19 protein-coding genes are annotated in these 17,517 nt (G+C 64.9%); all 19 read right to left on the bottom strand.

Annotated elements, in window-relative coordinates:
• Positions 1 to 2: 2 nt before the first annotated feature.
• Entirely contained in the window at positions 3 to 3,866 is a 3,864-nt protein-coding gene (locus ODI_RS06250; RefSeq protein WP_082985507.1) for a host specificity protein J, read from the bottom strand.
• A gap of 426 nt (positions 3,867 to 4,292) precedes the next feature.
• Entirely contained in the window at positions 4,293 to 4,727 is a 435-nt protein-coding gene (locus ODI_RS06240) for a hypothetical protein (protein ID WP_067759302.1), read from the bottom strand.
• Positions 4,728 to 4,763: 36 nt separating this feature from the next.
• Positions 4,764 to 5,240 carry a DUF1833 family protein gene (locus tag ODI_RS06235; RefSeq protein WP_067759304.1) on the bottom strand — a complete coding sequence of 159 codons (477 nt, stop codon included), beginning with the start codon at positions 5,238 to 5,240 and terminating at the stop codon, positions 4,764 to 4,766.
• 1 nt (position 5,241) lies between these two features.
• A complete protein-coding gene (locus ODI_RS06230) occupies positions 5,242 to 5,589 on the bottom strand; it encodes a hypothetical protein (RefSeq protein ID WP_067759306.1) in 348 nt (115 codons plus the stop codon).
• Complete coding sequence (locus ODI_RS06225) at positions 5,589 to 8,630, bottom strand: phage tail tape measure protein (protein ID WP_067759309.1); 3,042 nt, start codon at positions 8,628 to 8,630, stop codon at positions 5,589 to 5,591. Before ODI_RS06225 ends, ODI_RS06230 begins: the two co-directional genes overlap by 1 nt.
• 9 nt (positions 8,631 to 8,639) lie before the next feature.
• Complete coding sequence (locus ODI_RS06220; protein ID WP_067759311.1) at positions 8,640 to 8,897, bottom strand: phage tail assembly protein T; 258 nt, start codon at positions 8,895 to 8,897, stop codon at positions 8,640 to 8,642.
• Positions 8,898 to 8,968: 71 nt separating this feature from the next.
• On the bottom strand, positions 8,969 to 9,301 hold the full coding sequence (locus tag ODI_RS06215) for a hypothetical protein (RefSeq protein WP_067759313.1): 333 nt from the start codon (positions 9,299 to 9,301) through the stop codon (positions 8,969 to 8,971).
• 9 nt (positions 9,302 to 9,310) lie between these two features.
• Complete coding sequence (locus ODI_RS06210; protein ID WP_162292291.1) at positions 9,311 to 9,856, bottom strand: phage tail tube protein; 546 nt, start codon at positions 9,854 to 9,856, stop codon at positions 9,311 to 9,313.
• Positions 9,857 to 9,866: 10 nt separating this feature from the next.
• The gene (locus ODI_RS06205) at positions 9,867 to 10,238 is read right to left on the bottom strand and encodes a DUF3168 domain-containing protein (RefSeq protein ID WP_067759318.1); all 372 of its coding nucleotides are present in this window, start codon (positions 10,236 to 10,238) and stop codon (positions 9,867 to 9,869) included.
• Positions 10,238 to 10,723 (bottom strand): hypothetical protein, encoded by a 486-nt coding sequence (locus ODI_RS06200; RefSeq protein ID WP_067759320.1) that lies wholly within the window; start codon positions 10,721 to 10,723, stop codon positions 10,238 to 10,240. The genes ODI_RS06205 and ODI_RS06200 overlap by 1 nt, the downstream gene beginning before the upstream one ends.
• Positions 10,720 to 10,941, bottom strand: coding sequence for a hypothetical protein (locus ODI_RS06195; RefSeq protein WP_067759322.1), 222 nt, complete (start codon positions 10,939 to 10,941; stop codon positions 10,720 to 10,722). The genes ODI_RS06200 and ODI_RS06195 overlap by 4 nt, the downstream gene beginning before the upstream one ends.
• A gap of 2 nt (positions 10,942 to 10,943) precedes the next feature.
• Entirely contained in the window at positions 10,944 to 11,318 is a 375-nt protein-coding gene (locus ODI_RS06190; protein ID WP_067759438.1) for a head-tail adaptor protein, read from the bottom strand.
• Complete coding sequence (locus tag ODI_RS06185; RefSeq protein ID WP_067759324.1) at positions 11,318 to 11,647, bottom strand: head-tail connector protein; 330 nt, start codon at positions 11,645 to 11,647, stop codon at positions 11,318 to 11,320. The genes ODI_RS06190 and ODI_RS06185 overlap by 1 nt, the downstream gene beginning before the upstream one ends.
• 2 nt (positions 11,648 to 11,649) lie before the next feature.
• Positions 11,650 to 11,871, bottom strand: a complete 222-nt coding sequence (locus ODI_RS06180) for a hypothetical protein (protein WP_067759326.1) — start codon at positions 11,869 to 11,871, stop codon at positions 11,650 to 11,652.
• A gap of 50 nt (positions 11,872 to 11,921) precedes the next feature.
• Entirely contained in the window at positions 11,922 to 13,100 is a 1,179-nt protein-coding gene (locus tag ODI_RS06175; RefSeq protein WP_067759328.1) for a phage major capsid protein, read from the bottom strand.
• Between the two features lie 10 nt (positions 13,101 to 13,110).
• Positions 13,111 to 13,980: a head maturation protease, ClpP-related gene (locus ODI_RS06170; protein ID WP_067759331.1), complete on the bottom strand. Its 870-nt coding sequence runs from the start codon at positions 13,978 to 13,980 to the stop codon at positions 13,111 to 13,113.
• Positions 13,981 to 13,991: 11 nt separating this feature from the next.
• Positions 13,992 to 15,290: a phage portal protein gene (locus ODI_RS06165; protein WP_067759333.1), complete on the bottom strand. Its 1,299-nt coding sequence runs from the start codon at positions 15,288 to 15,290 to the stop codon at positions 13,992 to 13,994.
• Positions 15,287 to 17,056 (bottom strand): terminase large subunit, encoded by a 1,770-nt coding sequence (locus ODI_RS06160; protein WP_067759336.1) that lies wholly within the window; start codon positions 17,054 to 17,056, stop codon positions 15,287 to 15,289. The genes ODI_RS06165 and ODI_RS06160 overlap by 4 nt, the downstream gene beginning before the upstream one ends.
• Positions 17,034 to 17,450: a P27 family phage terminase small subunit gene (locus tag ODI_RS06155; RefSeq protein ID WP_067759338.1), complete on the bottom strand. Its 417-nt coding sequence runs from the start codon at positions 17,448 to 17,450 to the stop codon at positions 17,034 to 17,036. The genes ODI_RS06160 and ODI_RS06155 overlap by 23 nt, the downstream gene beginning before the upstream one ends.
• Between the last annotated feature and the right edge of the window lie 67 nt (positions 17,451 to 17,517).

The raw sequence follows: 17,517 nt of genomic DNA, 5'->3' as shown, positions 1-17,517 counted from the left end.
GGTCAATATCCCTGTGCCAGCCAGTTGATTTCACGCGCCACTGAGGTGGCGCCGTTGATGATGCGAATTTCGAATCCTGTCAGCGTGGAGGTCGTCAGCACCGCCTGGTCGCCAGCCTGCGCGTCCAGGATGGTGATCTGCACGTTGGGGCGGGCGTGGAACGGCTTGGCGTAGGTGACGGACACACCTTCTGGCGGGACCGCCAGACCCTCACCGTGCTGCACCAGGTCGGGCACATCCACCGTCCAGGTGAACTGCGTCACGTAGGGGATGATCAGCGGGTCGTCGGTGCTCAGCAGCAGCCGCACGTCGAAATAACGCGCATTGATCAGGCCCGGCACGTAGTCCATCCAGTCGGACCAAACGCCCTCCTCCTGCGCATGCCGGATCTGCGGCCGCACCGTCACGAACTGCCGGTCGCTGCCATTCAGAACGTCGGCAATGGCGAATATGTCGGACGAACTCAGGATGTCGGCACTGATATTCCGGGCGGCAAACTCCACATCCAAGTCGATGCGCACCGGCGTGACATAGCCGATGTCGACACGATCAGCCTCGGCCACGGCATACGTGCCGCTGGGTGCTGGGCCGCCGTACCAGAGAACATCCTGCTCGGCCAACACGTCCGAGATACTCAAGACATCGCCCTGCGGCGCCAGCGTCAGCGACCCCTCATAGACGTACGCGCCGCCGGACACAGTGCCTGCCCACGCCGGCGCCTCATCACGCTGCACCAGCACGTTGCGCACCAACACCGCGCCCGCGATTTGCAGGGTATCGGGGTCACCATAGATCACCGTGCCATTCGAGAGCCGAAACCGCGCTGCCACCCAATACAGCCCGTTGTCCACGGCCAATTGCTCCAGCGCGGGCGTGATCGCCACCGTGGCGCCGTTGGCCCAGGTATCGCCCAGCCGCACCTCATACATCGGTTGCCGCCCGTCAACCACGGAGCGCCACACCAACACCGTCAGCCCGTCACGAAAGACGCTGGTCAGGCCGATGACGGGTGGCAGGGGCGCTGCGAGCCCCTGGACGGTATAGGTCAGTGACCGCGGCGCGCCGGCGCCTGTGCTGCCCGCGGGCGTTACTGTGATCTGCACCACGTCGCCAGTACGCGCCGTGACGTCCAGACTGCGTCCGTCCACCACCTGCACCGGTGAGGCCCGCCCGTTCACGGACACCGCCACACGCACCGGCATCTCACGCGACAACACCCAGCCGAACGTCACCCGCACCTGATCGGCGGGCACGCTCATGATCGCCTCGGACGCGGACAGCGAGAACACAACACCCGACAGCCCGGCGCCATCACGCGGCGGGGTGTACTGGTAGGGGTTCGTCTCGCTGGCGTAATACTGCGGATCGTCGTCGATAGCCTGGAACCGCACACCCTCGTTAACTGGCTCGACACTGACGATTTTGAACCGCCGGCCAGGTGTGGCCATCGGGTCGAACTGCCAAGCCCAATCCAGCGGCTGTGCATCCTCGTAGCCCGTATCCCCCGGCATCGGAAAACCGTCCAGCGATGTGACGACGGTGAGCTGATCAACCTCGCCAGACGCCGACGTGACGGACACCGTGCGCATCTGGCCCTCGGGACCGCGCAGCAACACCGTACCTGTGCCTGCCGTGGGCACCATGCCATCCAGCACCATGAGCGGCAATTGCCCATCCTCGGCGCCTCGGCTGCCGGGCATGAGGCGGCCCGAGTAGCCCCACACCGTCAGGTCGTGCGAGAACGACACCACGTCGCCGCGCGTGGCAACGTAGCCCTCGATATCCGTTTCCCACGTCACGCGGCGGCGGTGCCACAGCTGCGAAGCGGCCAGCAGGTTGGCCTCCCGCCCCGCCATGTCCGCACTGGTGCAGCCCTCCAGGTCCAGCTGCAGCGGGTTGTTCGTCGCAGCCGCACCGGGCACGCGCGCGCGCACCTCGTCCATTTGGTAATTGCGGGCAGCGTTTGCGAAGTTGATAACGATCTCGTCCACCGTGCCGTCGTTGACGTAACCGACCTCGAACGTGCCCGCCCGGATATTGAAAGGGCCAAACATCGCCGTCACCGGCAGGTCCGCTGCGTCCCAGATCACCCCCAGGCGCCCCGACTGCCAGGTCGGCGATGCGCGGCCGGCGCGCGCGATGATCTGCAGCACCTCCGCTGCGGCCATTTTGCGGTCCAGCACCCAGTCGAACGTCAGCCCCTTCTGGTCGCACCACGCCGCCCACGCAATGATGGAATCCGTGTCGACCTCGCCAGCACCCAGCCCCCCGCCATAGATGCGCTGCCCGGCAGCATTGCGCTGGCCAATGGCGAACCAGCGGAACCACCACGCCGGATTGCGCGTGTGCTGGAACACCCAGGCCGAGCCATTCCAGACGTGTGCGGACGCCGCTGCCATGGCGTTGAGTTCGTCGATCTGCCCGTTCAGCTGGCCCGATGCCCGGATGCGGACCGCTAAACGCGTTTGGCCGGTGTAGTCCGCCTGGTCGACCTGGTACGCCAGGATCTGCTGCACGGCAGTCTCGTTGGACTCGCGCGAGCTGTTGATGTCCGGGGTCATCTTGGTCACCCGCACCTCGTACTGCCCCTGGGAAACATTCCACCCGATGGCGCGCCGGGTCGGCTCCTGACGTGCCCCGGTCAGCAAATAACCGCTGATTCCGGGCGTCACCAATGGGTCAGGAGCGACCCCTTGCCACGGCTGTCCCAGGCGGTACGGGTGCGGGCGCCAGCGCCAGACCGCGTACACCGACTCCCGGGTGTATGGGTCCCGCACCAGGGTTTCCTGGCCGTCCCAATGTTCAGCAGGATTGGTGCTGCCGTAGAGCATCTGCACGCCATCGCGCTCGGCGGCCCAATAGTGAGTCGCATAGACGGCGTTCACGCCCCCCAGCACTGTGTAATCCCCCGTGCTGCCAGCGGGGCGGTACTCGATCATCACATCCACCGTGCGCGAGCCCACGCCCCCGTCATCAGCGATAACGAACAGCCGCGCCGCCAACTCCACAGTGATGTAGGTCACGTCGGTGGGCGTCGTGCGGGTGAACGACTGGTATGCCACCAGCGTGGCGCCCTGGATCGTGTCCACGTTGCCCAGGACCATGCCCAGACGCCCATCAGGACCGGATACCTGCGTCTGGACGCCCTGGTATGACGTGATCGGCGTGTCCCCGATGCGGATGTCGGAGATCGCCACGCCAGTGCCCTGCAGCCCGAAATGGAACAACTGCGTCAGGTACGAGTCGTCGCCCTCCTGCTGGGTGTACGGTGCCGCGCCCAGGTCGGGCACGACGCGATGACGACCGAAGATGATCGCCATCGGCTCCCACTGGCGCGCGCGGTTGCGGCCGCCGCTGATGGCGTAGGTCGGGCTCGTCTCGAACTTGTTGGTGCCGAGTTGGCCGAACGTCGGGCGCGGCGGGGGAAGCAGTGCGCTGATGATGATGGATCCGCCAAGGGCCACGCCCGCGGACACGAGCGCGCCACCAACTGCGGTGGAAGTGCCGAAGAATGACCCTGCCGCCATGCCATAGGCAGCGCCCGCCCAAGCCGCCGCGACCACTACCGCAAGCATGGCTACCGTGCGCAGAATCTTCCCGCCCCCACCGCCCTGCGGCTGATATGCGCGTACGACGATCAGGTCGCCGGTGCGGGGAATCAGGCGCTGCCACAGCGCCTCAGGCACGGGCCTGCCGTTCTGCCAGACATCGACCGGGCCTTGGGCAATCGTCACCCCAGTGCGCTGCACGTAGGCGCCCAGGGTTTCACCAGGCAAGAAGGCCGCATAAGCCAGATCCTTCCCCTCATGGCTTACAGGGTTGGGCAGGCTGACGAGGGCGGGTCCTGGGGTTTCAATCACTTCCATGCGTAGAACCCTTCGAGTTGAAAATGCAGCCTTGTCACGTCGCGCAAACGTTGGCGCAACACCGACCCAGCGGATTGGTCCGCGTGCAGCACCCACCACTCGCCGGCCAGCCAGCACATGACACCTATGTGGCAAAGCTGGCCTCGGCCCTTGAGCAAGACGGGGCAACCATCGCGCGGGGCGGATATCCGCTCAGCTGCCTCGTCCTGGTGTGCCGCCACCTGCTCCGCCTGTGCCCGAAGGCCTACCGCATGAGAGGCAGGAATCTTGGGCGTTATCCCAAAGACCTCGCTCGACACCCGTGCAGCCAACGCGGCGCAATCTCCGGTGTTGGGAACGTAGGGAAGGCCTACGAATCTGTCTGACCAATGCATACTGATGGACGAAAAAAAACCGCCCGAGGGCGGTTTGTTCATATGGGATTATTCAACTGCACTTACTCAGGGAGCCATTTTGAAGGTCACCCTCCAAGCGCCGAGCGGCATCCATCCAGCCTCGGGGCTCACCGAATACCGGTCGCGAGAAAACCCTCTGCACACCGATCCGGCCCTTGGCCGCGGTTGAACCCGATGCGGCCAGTTCGATCCGTCCGTAAACCGGGTCTGTGGATTTGTGTATCGAGCCGACATGGATATCGATGCGCAACGACTGCTTGTCAGGCGCCTCGCTCCATACCGCCTCCTTCCTCTCGAAGAAACCATGGCAGACGCTGTCGTGATTCTTCAGCTCTGCCACCACATCCGGATAAGGGCGCTGGATATCGATCGCCATCCAATCGAACTCGCTTTCGCCAAGCCTATCGGCTGGCGTCGCACAACCAGCCAGCACAGCCGCCACCAGCAATGCACCGAAAACTCGCATCCCGCTCTCCTGTCCCATTGACCGGGCGATTATGCATCACCACAACCCGGGCGCGGTACTGGGGTCGTATCGCACGGTCACCGCGGACTGCATCAACGTGTTCTTGAACCCGAGCGCGCCGCTCACCACCTCGTTGGTGATGGCCAACTCGGACAGATCCAGCGTCATGTCGAACTCGATCACGTCCGGCTGGCTGCGCAGCACCTGCAGGATGCGGCACTTGGCGCCCTTCCCGCCCTGGCTGACCTCCAGCCACTGCGTCAGCTCGCGGCCGATGTTGTCGACCTCCAGGCGGGCCTGGGGCACCTGATCCTGCTGGTCGTCGGGCAGCACCAGGTTGAAGGCCGTGGCGAAGAACTCCGCGCCCGTGATGGTCACGTTCTGACTGTCGTTCACGAAGCGCGCAGGCACGGCCAGATCGGGATGCGTGATCTCGATGGCCACCAGGAACGGCTCGTCGGCGCTGGTCGCCAGAAGGTTGCGGCGGGCGTTGGGGGAATAGGATCTCGGCATATCAGCCCACCGTCTCGATCTGGCACGTGGCCCGCCACACCTTGCCTGGCGATGACCACTCGTAGCGCCCCCCGACAATGCGGGTCTGCTTGACCGTCTGCGTGAGGGGGTCAGTCCAATTGAACCAGCCCGCGCCCCCGCTGATAGCCGTACGCGCCCACTCGTCGAATAGGAGCTTGTTGGCCAGGACACCGACGTGAATGGTGGCCGCGCGCGTCACGATAGCCAGCGAGCGGGTCGGGCGCTGCTTGGCAATGCCGTTGTCCATCTCGGTGCGCAGCACGCCGTAGTCGGGCGTCTCGGTGTAGCCCTGGAGCAGGATGCACGCATACTCGGGAAAGTCCGCCATCACGCCCCCACCAGGCCTTTGACCGCCTGCGCCGTCTGCCCATTTTTCTTCAGATCAGAAACCACAATTCGTATGATCTCGCCCTTCGCATCGAAACCGCGCTCAGCACCAGTTACTTGCTGGGGGGTTCCGTTGTTGATGACCTCCACCCGCAAATCCCCGCCAGCCTGCGTGCGGCCCACCGGCGGCGGCAGCGAAGGCGAACCCGCGATGCCGCCCGCCGCATGTCCGGTACGGATGGCGCGACGCAAGGCGTTGAAGCCCCGTTCTCCGCCCAGAGCGCGGATTTCATCCTGATTCAGTACGCCTTCGCCGCGGTGAACTATGCCCGCCGGCTCATAGCGTCCACCGTCACCGGTGTAGCCGCCGCTGTCGAACTGAATGTTGTCAAGGAGCCCGCCACCGGTTCCCCCGATGCCCTGCAGGCTTGAGCCTGACACGGTGGAACTGCTGCCCATCCAGCTGCCCAGGGCGTTGCCCAAGGCGCCAGCCAGCGGCCCTGTGATGCTTTGCTGGACAGCAATCCGGACCATGTCGGAAATGATGCTGTCGGCCAGATCCTTGAAGTTCAGCTTGCCGTTGCGCACGAACCCGGTCAGCGCGTCTTCCATGCCGGAAAACGCGTTTGTCACTGCGCCCTCGATAGACGAGGCCACATTCATCGCGCTGTCGGCATAATTGCCCAGCCCACGGGCCACCCCGAGTTGCCACGATGACTCCGCCTCCCGCTTGCGGATCGAGGATGCGAGCAGGATCTCGACCTGCTGGTCCTCGGCCGACTTCAGCGCCGCGATGCGCTCTTCGTAGGCCGTCTTGGCCAGGCGCGTGGATTCGACCTGCTGGTCTTCCTCCAACTTGCGGCGGCGCTCGGCGTATTGCTGCCGGATAGCCACCTCCTGCTCCATCAGCTCGCGCTGCCGATCCGACAGCCCCACCCCCGCCACATCGATGTTGCGCTCATCGCGGTAAAGATCGATCTCGCGCTGCACTGATTGAACGTAGATGGTCTGCTGGATCGCCTCTTGCAGGCGCTTGTACGCGGCCACTTCGTCGTACAGGGCCAAGGCTTTCTTGCGCGCTGCGCCCGTCCCAGTCGCCACCTCGATGCGATACCGGCCCGCCGCTTCCTCCGTCATGCCCAGCGTGGCCTTCTGGAGTTCTAAGGCCTTCACCATGCTGACCAACTCGTTGTTGGCCTTTGAGGTGGACTCCTTCAACGCCTTTTTCGCCTTGTCGGCGGTATCGATGGTCTTCGCGTACTCACGCGCGGACTTCAGGTCCTCTTCGCTGAACGTGAAGAGCCCCGCATCTATCTGGGCGTCCAATTTGGCCGACTCGGTCAGCTTGCCTGCGACGACCGCCTGCTTTTGCAGGTTCTCCAGATAAGAGGCCGCAGCCTTGCTGGTCCGAACGATGGATTCGGCCACGCCACCCTGCGCGCCAGATGCTGCCTCTGCAGATGCCGCCAGACCGCGCTGGGCCTCCACCAGCACTTCTATCTCGCGCGACAACTGCGATGCGTTGCCCGCAGACTCGACAATTTTCTGGGCGAGTTCGGTCAACTTGACGCGACCTTGCTCGCTTGCGCGTCCTGACTGTATGTAGGTGTCTATCAGCCCCGACAGCGCCGCAGCCATTTCGTTGGACGACAGCGCCGTGTCCTGCACAATTCCCCGCACCTCAGCAGAGAACTCCGAACGGAACTGGGCTGCGGCACGCGTACCCTGGGACAGCGAAGGGCTGAAAGCATCACCCAGGTCCGCAATGGCCGATCGAGTTTCCTTCAGGGCAGCATCAAGATCCTCCGTCTTGATGGTGATGACCTGTTCGCGCTGCAACTGGTTAAGCTGCTGGAACGATGCCACCAACTCGTCGATGCCGCGTTTGGTGTCGGCGACCGCCCGCGCTCCTGCCGAAGCCGAATCACGCGCGTCTCGACCATACTGGTTCCAGGCATACGCGGCACCCACCAGCGCGAGCGTGACGGCTCCCACCGGCCCGCCGACCAGCGCAAGAGCTGCGCTGGACGCGCGAGCGACAGCACCGAGGCCCGCCAGCCCGGCGGCCGCCGGCGCGCTCACGCCCGCCATGCGTGCCAGCGTAGCCTGGTAGCGTGCTGCCTCAACCTGAGCGACAGCGAACGCGCCCGCCGAGGATAGCGCGGCAGCGGTCAGCCTGGTTCCCAGCACCACGGCCAGGGCACCAGCCCCGACCGTCAGGGCGTTCAAGCCATCCCTTGCCGCATCGGAACCCAGCGCGTCGTTCACAGCCTCGATGGCCCACCGCAAGCCAGTGAGACTGCCACTCTCATCCGTCAGCAGCGCTGATACCGTGTTGCGCAAGCCGGCCAGCGATCCGCCCAACGTGTCCCGTGCTGCAGCGGCGGCGCCCCCGTAGCTTTCCTCCAAGGCCTTGAGGATAATGGCCTGCGCTTCAGCAGTGCGGCCGGTGGCTTCCAAGCGCTCAGCCAGCTTCTTCTGCTCGTCGGTGAACCGAAATCCCTGTCGAGACAGCGCGGCCAAGCCCTCCGAAGGGATATCCAACGCCCGCCCGATTGTCTCGGCAGCGGCACGCACGGTCATGCCGGTGCGCGCCGCCATATCGGCAGCTGCCTGCATGGCGCGCGGGAACTCCTGGCCCGCAATGCCGGTAAATGCCAGCAAGGCAACCTGCGCCTCGGTCACCTCGCCGGCCGAGAACGTGCTGGCCGACTCGATGGCATCGGCCATGGCGTTCAGGCTGTCCGCGCTCATGGACGCCGCGCGGCCCGTCGACTCAAGCACCGCGGCCAGTTGCGCCTGCTCGTTCTGCGCATTGATCGTGTTCTGCACGAACGCGGTCAACGCCGTGCCGACCGATATCCCTGCGAATGCCGCCCCCATGAGCGCCGAGGCGCGCGTCCAGGACGAGCCCACCTGCTCGGCGCTCTGCTCGATCTCGCGACCGGCACGGCGAGACGCCCGCGCAGCACGGTCCATGTCCGTCTCGAAGCTGCCGGTGCGAGCCAGCAGATCGACAACGATTGATCCAGCAGTTGCCATGATGTGTACCTATGCCCGAGAGGGCTTCATTCCAAGGGCGGCGAACGTCTTGAGGTCCGCTTCAGAGAACTGATCCGAGAGCAACGGCGTTTGGTCTTCGTCCTGCCGCAGGCCCATGCCGCCTACCAGCCAATCCAGCCGTGCCGGGTAGTCGCCGCCGATCTGCACCTGCGCCAGCATCGCTGCCGGGCGGTGGTAGCGGTGCATATCGTCGAATGGCGTCTCCTGGTAGAACTGCTGCCAGGATCGGAACTCCACCTCTGTCATGCTCGATTGCAGTTCCCCTATGGTCCGCCCCAGGCCCAGGGCCAGGATGTGCCAGAAGCGGACCTCGCCCGTCAGCCTTTTCCCCGCAGATCCGCGAAATCGTTGATGTCGGCGATCACGTCCGACAGCTTGCGCAGCACCTTGGGCCTGATGCGATTGGCCTGCTCCATGTCGAGCGCCGGCTTGCCGTCGGCCGTCACCATGCTGGCGACCAGCAGACGGCTGTGCGCCCGATCCCGCACGCCTTCATCAGGGGACGTCAGCGCGGCGACCCACCTGTTGAACTCGACGTGGCTGATCGCCTTGAAGTGCAGCGTGTGCTTCTTGCTGTCACCCAGTTCGACCTCGCGCGCCACGATCTCGTCGTTGACGAACAACGCGTCGGGCAGTTGTTGCTTATCCATCCTGCCCCCTTAAGCCGCCGGCTTGAAGTTCCAGTCGACCTTGCCCGAACGCTGCAGCGTCAGGGTTCCGGTGACACGGTCGTTGGTGGCGGCATCGATCGTCACCTCGGCGATGTACGCCTGGATGCGAGCAGCCGTGCGGGCGGTCGGCCACACCATGGCATCGTCGACGATGGTGGGTGCCGCGGTGCCGTCGGAGAAACCGACGATCCATTCCAGGACGGCACCCGATTCCTTGAGCGTCGTGAGGATGCCCTGGTGCGACTCCGCCGTCGGTATGAAGTTGAAGGGGACCGACACCTGACCCGGCGCACCCAGCCCCGGGATGAACTCCTGGTCCTCGGTGGCGTCCAGGCAGGTGACATCGATCTGCGACTTGGTGCCCGCGCCCAAGCCGGTGATGCCCGTCGGGCAGGCCATCTTGAGGATGACCGGGTCAGGTGTGGCCAAAGTGTTGAGCAGGAACAGGTGAGTGCCCTGGGTTTTGATAACGCCAGCAGTCATGATGACCTCGCAATAAAAATGCCCGCTCAAGGCGGGCAGATGGGGTTGCAATACAGACGGCCTACCGGCCCCTGATGAAGTCGGCCTGTAGGCCTATGTGAAACAGCTTGGTGTCCGTCTCGCGGGTGTGAACGATGGTGCGGTTGGCGATACCGGCCGCGTCCAGGGCATCGCGCACCGCGCGCGCCAGCGATATACAGGTCGCCTCCTGGTCGTCGTCAGGGCCTGCCCAGCAGTCGACCTGCACCGTGTCGTTGTCGCCGTCTGGCGGCCCGCTCAGCTGGTCGTAGGGCTGCCCGGCAACCGTGAACCAGGTGATGTACGGCGTGGGAGTGCCCTGCGGCGCCATGCCCGATCCGTAAATTCTCGGCTCAGTGCCGACCAGGCCCCGCACCGCCGGCGTGTTGAGGGTCTTGAAAACGGGCGCCAGCATCACAGCTTCCCCTCACGCTTGGCCTTGGCTGCCACCCTGTCGATCTGGCGCACCACGTCGGCGCTCACCATCTCGATAACGCGCTGGCCATGCTGCTGCACAGCGGGTCGCAGCCAGGGCCTCGCAGGCTGATGACTGGATCCGTACTCCATCAGCGCGGCCGTCTTGCGCGTGGTCACGGGCTCCTTGCCCTTGCGCGCGTATGTCTTGCGACGCACGCGCACCAGATAGCGCTCGCCCTTGCTGCCGATGGGTGGTTTGCCGCGGCTGGCGATCACGTTCTGCAGCAGCAGACCGGTGGACTCGTCTCCGTTCTGCGCGATCGAGGCCTGCAGGTTTTCCTTTGCCCTGTCTCGCAGATAACGTGCGCCGCGCGCCAGGGCCGTTTTCACCGGGCCGCCGCGCTTGGACACAATCTCGGCCGGCAGCGACTGGAGCGTGCGCATCACATCATCGACGCCGCTCAGCTTCATTTCGACCTTCACAGCGGTTCTCCTTCCGGCCTGGCCTCGCCCGCCAGATCTCCGTCCAGAGTCATCGTCGGTGGATCATCCTGATCACCGTCGCCGGCGAGCGCATCCAGCAGCGCGTCCAGCTTTCCTTCCATACGCGCCTGGGTGGCCTCGATGCGGTCAAGTTGGCTGGGCGCCGAGCCCGACCAGCGCGGCGGGAGCGGCGGTGCCTTGGTGAAGGGTATGGTCATCGTCACTGTCCCTCGCTCGGCCCGTCCACACAGCGCAGGCGCCATTCGCGGCGCGCCGTGGCGTCCGTCTCGGCGGACTGGATATTGAAGACCTGCCCGTCCCAGCGCAGGCGCCAAGACGCCAACACGGTAGGGCTCACTGGAAACCAGCGCAGGTTCACCCGCGCGCTGACCTCCGCCTGCGTCGCGTTGCCGCCCTGAAACTCACGTCCGGCGCCGGTCAGCACCTCGGCGGGCACGTCTTCGAGCCGCAACCCGTCGCCCAGGACCACGATCTGCCAGCCGCCGCTGCCGGGAACGATGTAGCCGTTCCCGTCGCGCACGGGATCACCCTTCACCTCGAATGTCACCCGGTGGCGTAGTCGGTGTGCCAGCATCACGCCCCCCATCCGATGCGGTGAGGTGCAAGCTTCACTTCCGCGGCCGCGCGCAGCTTAGGAATGTCCTCGGGGCTCGCCTGGTAGGAGGCCTGGAGTAGCAGCATCACACCCAGAACCATGCTGTCGGGCGGGGCGTCAAGCGGCTCAGCTACCAGCAACGCACCATCAACCAGGATCGCTGCCGGAACTGGCTCCAGCAGCCCCCGGTTCATGTACTGCACCGCCTCGTCCTCGGCGCCGTCCAGCAACATCTGCAGCTTCGCATCGTCGGCGGCGTGGATGACGTCCAGGAACCGCTTCGCGGTTTCGAGGCTGATCACGGACATGGTCAGCCCTGCTGGACGCGGGTTCGACGCGGGCTCGCCTTCGGCTTGCCATCGACAGGCGCATCAGCCGCCGGGTCAACCGGTGCGGGGTCGACCGTGGGCGAGACGAGCTTCGCCAAGCCCTTCTGAACCAGGCGCTCACCGACTCGCTCGGATACTTCGAACACATCACCACGGCGCCGCGTGCCCATGTGCTCGAACGGCAAGATTGCTTTCACTTCCATGTTGATCTCCTGATAAGTGGGGCAGCCGTAAAGCGCCGCCCCCATTTACATCAACCGCCGGCCGGGGCATCCAGACCCGCGAATTCGCCCTTGACGAACGCCTCGGGACGGAAGACGGTCAGCGCCACCCGCTCTTCGACCAGCAGCGTCACGCGGTTGGTGATGACGTTGTCGCGGTCCTCCAGCGACACAGTCAGGTTCACGTCCTCGCGGTCCCAGCCCTGCGCCCCCATCGCGAAGGCGCCGACCAGGAAGTCGCCCGCATCCATCGCGGTGGTCGTGACGATCGAGCGACCCCACAGGCCCGCCTGGGTGACGAAACGCGGGTTGGCGAACAGGTAGCCGTTGGTCGTGTCCTTCAGCAGCTCGATAGCCGTCCAGTCGATGGGCGACAGAACGATGCCATCCGCCGGGTATTCGGCCAGTTCGGCCTGCAGCAGGGCGAGGCGCAGGCGATCCAGGCGGTTCTCGGCTTGCACCACCACGCCGGGGTTGGCGTAGTCGACGGCCTGCGTGTAGATGCCGTCGATGTTCAGGCCCACGCCGCTGCCCTTGAGCAGTTGGCGGTCTTCGACCAGCTTCAGGCCGTAGCGCAGGCGCCCGTCGATGTACGACTGCAGCATCGGCACATCGGCCAAGATCTGCTTCGTCGCGCGAATCCAGTGCGCGATGGTGGCCACGGGCGCCGACGCATCTTCGAACGTCAGGTCCGACTCGGGCTTGAGCGCGCTTTCGGCCACCGGCGCGGCGTTGTTGGTGAAGCCGGTTTCCCGCACGAACTCCACCGCGTTGGACGACGTGCGCCCCCAGGTCAGCAGATCACGCACGCGCAATTGCTGGTTGGGCGGCGCGACGATGCCGGGCACGCGCTGGGGAACGACCAGGTCGCCCGCGGAGGTGGTCGCGATCTCGGCGCTGACCGGCGCACGGAACTTGCCGCGCGGGTTGGAGGCGAAGGCGGAGTAGTCCTCACGCTCGGTGAACTGCTCGCCCATCGACTTCGGGCGAGCGCCGTCGCCACCGCCGTTCTGGACCTTCGCCAGCAGTTGCTCGGCGGTGGCCAGGCGGGCCTGCAGCTCGCCCTGCGTGGTCAGGGTCTTGTCGATGTCGGCGCGCAGTTGTTGGTCCAGCGTGCCGCGCGCGTTGGCCTTCTCGGCCATGTCCTTCAACTGGTCGCTGACGGTTTTCAGGCTGGCGTTGATCTGTTCGATCTGTTGTTCCGGATTCATAATGTGTTCCTTACTTGAGGATCGTGGTGAGGGATGCGGCCAGATCGGCCGTGGTGCTGAAGGCAGCCGGGTGGCCCGTGCCGCGTCCGGTGGCATCACGCACACCGCTGCCAGCCGAATCGCTCAGGCTGGACTTGAATTCAGAAATCAGGCGCTGAGCCTCGCTGCGGGGCAGGCCCGAAGCCCGCATCGCCGATTCAATTCGGCGCACAGCGCTGGCCGAGGTGCTGCTGGTGCCCTTGCCGACCTGGTCCGAGGGCAGCAACTCGTCGGCGTAGCCCTGGTCGATGGCCTGGCTGCCACCGATCCACGTTTCACCATCCATCTGCCGCTGCACCTCGGCCAATTCCTGTCCGCTGCGCGCCACGTATATGTCGGCCATGGCCGCGTCGAAGGGCTCCATGGTGTCGGCGAACTCGCGCAAGTCGTGGCGGTTGCCCTGGGCGATCACCCAGCAGTTGTGGATCATCAGGAAGCCAGCGCGCGCGATCTGGACCGTGTCGCCTGCCATGGCAATGATCGAGGCGGCGCTGGCAGCCAGTCCAAGGACCTTCACCGTCACCTCTCCCTGGTGCTCGCGCAGCAGGTTGTAAATAGCGAGCCCTTCGAACATGTCGCCGCCGGGGCTGTTGACGTTGACGGTCACCGGGCCTGCCCCCATGCTGCGCAGGGCGCTGGCGATGCGCTTGGCCGTCACGCCCTCCCCGGTCCACCAGTCGTACCCGATCACGTCATAGACGCTGATGGTTCGCTCGGCGTCGTCCTCGACGGCGGCGCGCACACCAGCGTCCCAGCGTTCCAGCGCGCGCGGCGCCATGTAGGACGACACGGCCGCGCAGGGGCGGCCCGCCGGTGCGGCCGGCAAGTTCTTCTTGCTCATGGGGAAGTACCTCAGGTATCGGCCGTTGAGGCCATCATGTCTTTCAGCCAGTTGGCCATCGCGTTGCGCGCCTGCTGGTCTGCTGTGTTGCTGCCCAGGCTATCGAGCGGGGCGAGCGCGGTTTGCACGGTAAGCACCGCGGCGTTGCCACCCATCGGGGCACGGTCTTCCAATTCGCGCACTTCGTCGCGGGTCAGGATGCCGTTGTTCACCATCACGCTGTAGAAGGCGGCGCGCGCGGCGCTGTCAGCGCGCAGCAGGCCCTCAACGGCGAACTTCGGATAGAAGCGTGCGCGCTCGGCGGGCATCAGCAGATCCTTCACGATGGACTGCTCGATGCGCTTGAGCCAGGGCCCCAGCGTGAACACCAGGAAACCGATCATCTGCTGTTCGATGCCAGTGCCCCAGCTGGTGGATTTCTCGGTGTGCCCCACCATCCAAGGCGGAACCCTGAACCAGCGGCAGATTTCCTCGATGCTGAACCCGCGGGATTGCAGAAGTTGGGCGTCAATAGGGTTGATGCCCAGCGTGCCGACTTCCATGTCGGCTTCGAGGATGGCGGGACGACCCGCGTTGACGGCGCCAGAAAGACGATTCTCGATCAGATCACGCGCTTCCTCGCGCTGGTCGGGCTTCATCACCTTCGGATACTTGAACCACGTCGTAGGCATGAGCCCACGCTTGAAGACGCCGGCGGCCGCCTCGTCCGTCGCCAAGGCCGCGCCGAACACCTGCGCCCCGTAGTGGATGACAGACACCCCGGTCTTGCCATCCAGCGACCATCCGGGGATGGTCCAGATCCGCGACGCGGGAATGATGCGCTGCCGGCCGTTCTCTTCGGTGTAGCGGTACTCCTTCGTGCCATCGCCCTTGCGCGAAATCGACAGCCGGGATGGAGCGAGAAACTGCAGCCCAACCACCCTCTCGCCGACCATCAGCTTTTCGCACCTCGCATTGCCGCGCAGAAGCATGGCTGCCGCCACGGCCTCCCAGAACACCGACGAGACCGTGTCTGGATTCGGCTGTGTGCCGATGATGAAGTGCAACCCATGCTGCGGTGCCGGGCGCTTGCCCGAGCTGGTCCTCTCGTGCATGCCCAGCGGCAGCGTGCCGATGGTTTCCGAGATCAGCCGTGCGCATGCCCAGACCGCCGACAACTGCAGGACGTTCTGGTCGTTCACATTGACGCCAGCCGTACTGCTCGCGCCCAGGCGCGCCCAGGCATCAACATCGGTGAGTCCAAACGGCGCGCCGAGCCAGCCCAGCACCGCCGCGCGGAGCCGGCCGACCTTCTGCGCTTTCTGTTTCATCCGATCACCGCGTTCTTGAAGAAGTCCGAGAGGTCTTCCCCCTCATCCGTGGCTACTGCTAGGCCAATGGCCATCAGCAGCGCCGCCATGTCGTCAATCTTGTCCGCCGAGCGTTTCCGGTCGGGCGCCATGCTCAGATTCACATCCCGGCGCGCTACCAAGTTGCTGGCACACCAGGCCAGCACCGCGTCGCCGCCATGCGCGAGATTGCCAGCCACATAGGCCCGCTCCAGCGCCTGCATGGCAGGGTGATAGCTCTTGGTCCCCTGAACGAACTGCACCATCGGAACCTGGCCCGCCACCAGTCGGCTCACCAGGTCGGCGGCGTTCCAGTCGTCATAGGCAATCATCTCGACCTGGAACCTCTCGACCGCCTCCAGCACCGTGCGCTCAATCACCGCGTAATCGGTGACGTTGCCCTCGGTCTGGATCAGCAGCCCTTGCTCCACCCATCCCGCGTAAGGGACAGTGGCACGCTCGGTGCGCTGGGATACGGCATCGGCCGGCACCCAGCGCCAGCCGTGCGTGTACCAAATTCCGTCCACCAGCCAGACCAGCCGGAAAGCCGCGATGTCGGTGGTGCTGGCCAGGTCCAGTCCGCCCCAGCAGGGGTAGTCCTGTAGCCATTCCAGATCAACCTCGCCGCCGCACTTCGCCCACTTCGTGAGATCCACCCAGCCGCTGGCAGTCGAAGCAGGCCGATTGCAGCGCTTGATGCGGAACTCGGCCAGCTTCGACGGCATCTGCTTGGCCTCGACCGCTTCCTTGCGTATCGCCGACAGCAAATGTGGATTCACGTCCAACAGCGGATTGGCCTTGATCCACTTCGATTCGTCGAACTCGTCGTCCTGCGTGATCTTGGCGGACTTGTCCTCGTTATCGAGGGCGTAGAACAACGCCAGGAAGTGATCCGCCTGGTTGCCCAGCAGGCCGCGGAGCAGAGCGAAGACAAAGGCCCGAATCTCAGCCCACGGCCCCGCGTTCGTGTAGCCCTCCGTCGTCGTGAATAACCACAGCGGGTTTGCTCGCGCACCGGCCGCCGACTGCAGCACGTTCAGCAGGTCCGGCGTTTTGTGCGCGTGTATCTCGTCCAGTCCAGTGTGCGATGGATTCAGGCCGTCCTGCGTCGATGCCTTCGCGTGAAGCGCCTTGTAGCTGCTGCCCGTTTCGATGCGGCTGATCGCCTTCGCCCAGGTCTGCAGGCCGAACGCCTCGGCGAGGTCCGGCGTTTTCTCCACCATCCGCTTGGATGCGCGGAAGATGATCGACGCCTGGTCGAACGTCGTAGCCGCGCTGATGACCTGCGCTCCTTCCTCGGGCTCGCAGCACAGGCAGTACAACAGGATGGCAGAGGCCAGCGTGCTCTTCGCGTTTTTCCGCGCCACCGCGAACAGCGCCGAGGTGAAGCGGCGAGGGTGAAAGAGGTCGTCGTCGCCCCAGCCCTCCACATGGATCGACTCGCGCTTGCGGAATCCGAACAGCTGCACCACGAAGAACACGTGGGACGGGTGCATGACGATCGTCGGCTTGTCCCATTTGCCCTCGACGTGGGGCAGCTTCTCGATGAAGTCGCAGGCGTCGTTCGCGTGCCAGTCGTCGAAGATGAACGGTGAACCGCGCTTCTTCGCGCGTCTCAGGTCATCCAGGAATCGCTGGGCCGCCAGCCGTATCCACCGACCGTGCTTCTTTCTCCCTCTGTCTGCTACCGCGCCCTTGGCATACTGAACCGCGACGGAAACGAAATCACGATGCGCGGCGTCGGCCATTGCCTGCAAACTGATTGCCGTTCGCCTCACGCTCGGCGGGTTTCACCTTTCCCTGCGCCACCGGCGTCAAACCGAACTCCGATTGATAAGCCCGGAGCTGAGCCACCATGCTTGCCGTGGGTGTTTCACCAGCGGTGTACAGCTGCTTGATCTTCCCATCCAACGCACAGAGGTGCGCCAACGATGTGAGGCTCGCTTCAGTCAGCAGCCGATTGGCATGCAGGATTCGGGCCAGCCGATCCCACTCCGTTTTTGCGTGCTGGTTCGGTAGCCAGTCGGGCGGCAGCGGTACTTCCGACACCAAGGGCAGGTCGATCGGATCGGCCCCTTTGCGGTCGGGGCGATCCGTTCCAGCCACCAGCTTCAGGGCGGCAGGCTTTCGCGGGTTCGCCATGGATTACATCCTAAAAAAGCCGTTTTTTCTCAAGTGACGGCGAAAAAAAAAGTCTGAGCGGCGGGTG

It is taken from the genome of Orrella dioscoreae, assembly GCF_900089455.2.
Classification (GTDB): Bacteria; Pseudomonadota; Gammaproteobacteria; order Burkholderiales; family Burkholderiaceae_B; genus Orrella; species Orrella dioscoreae.
The sequence above is the reverse complement of the archived record's forward strand: the minus strand, read 5'-3'. Positions and strand labels throughout refer to the sequence as shown.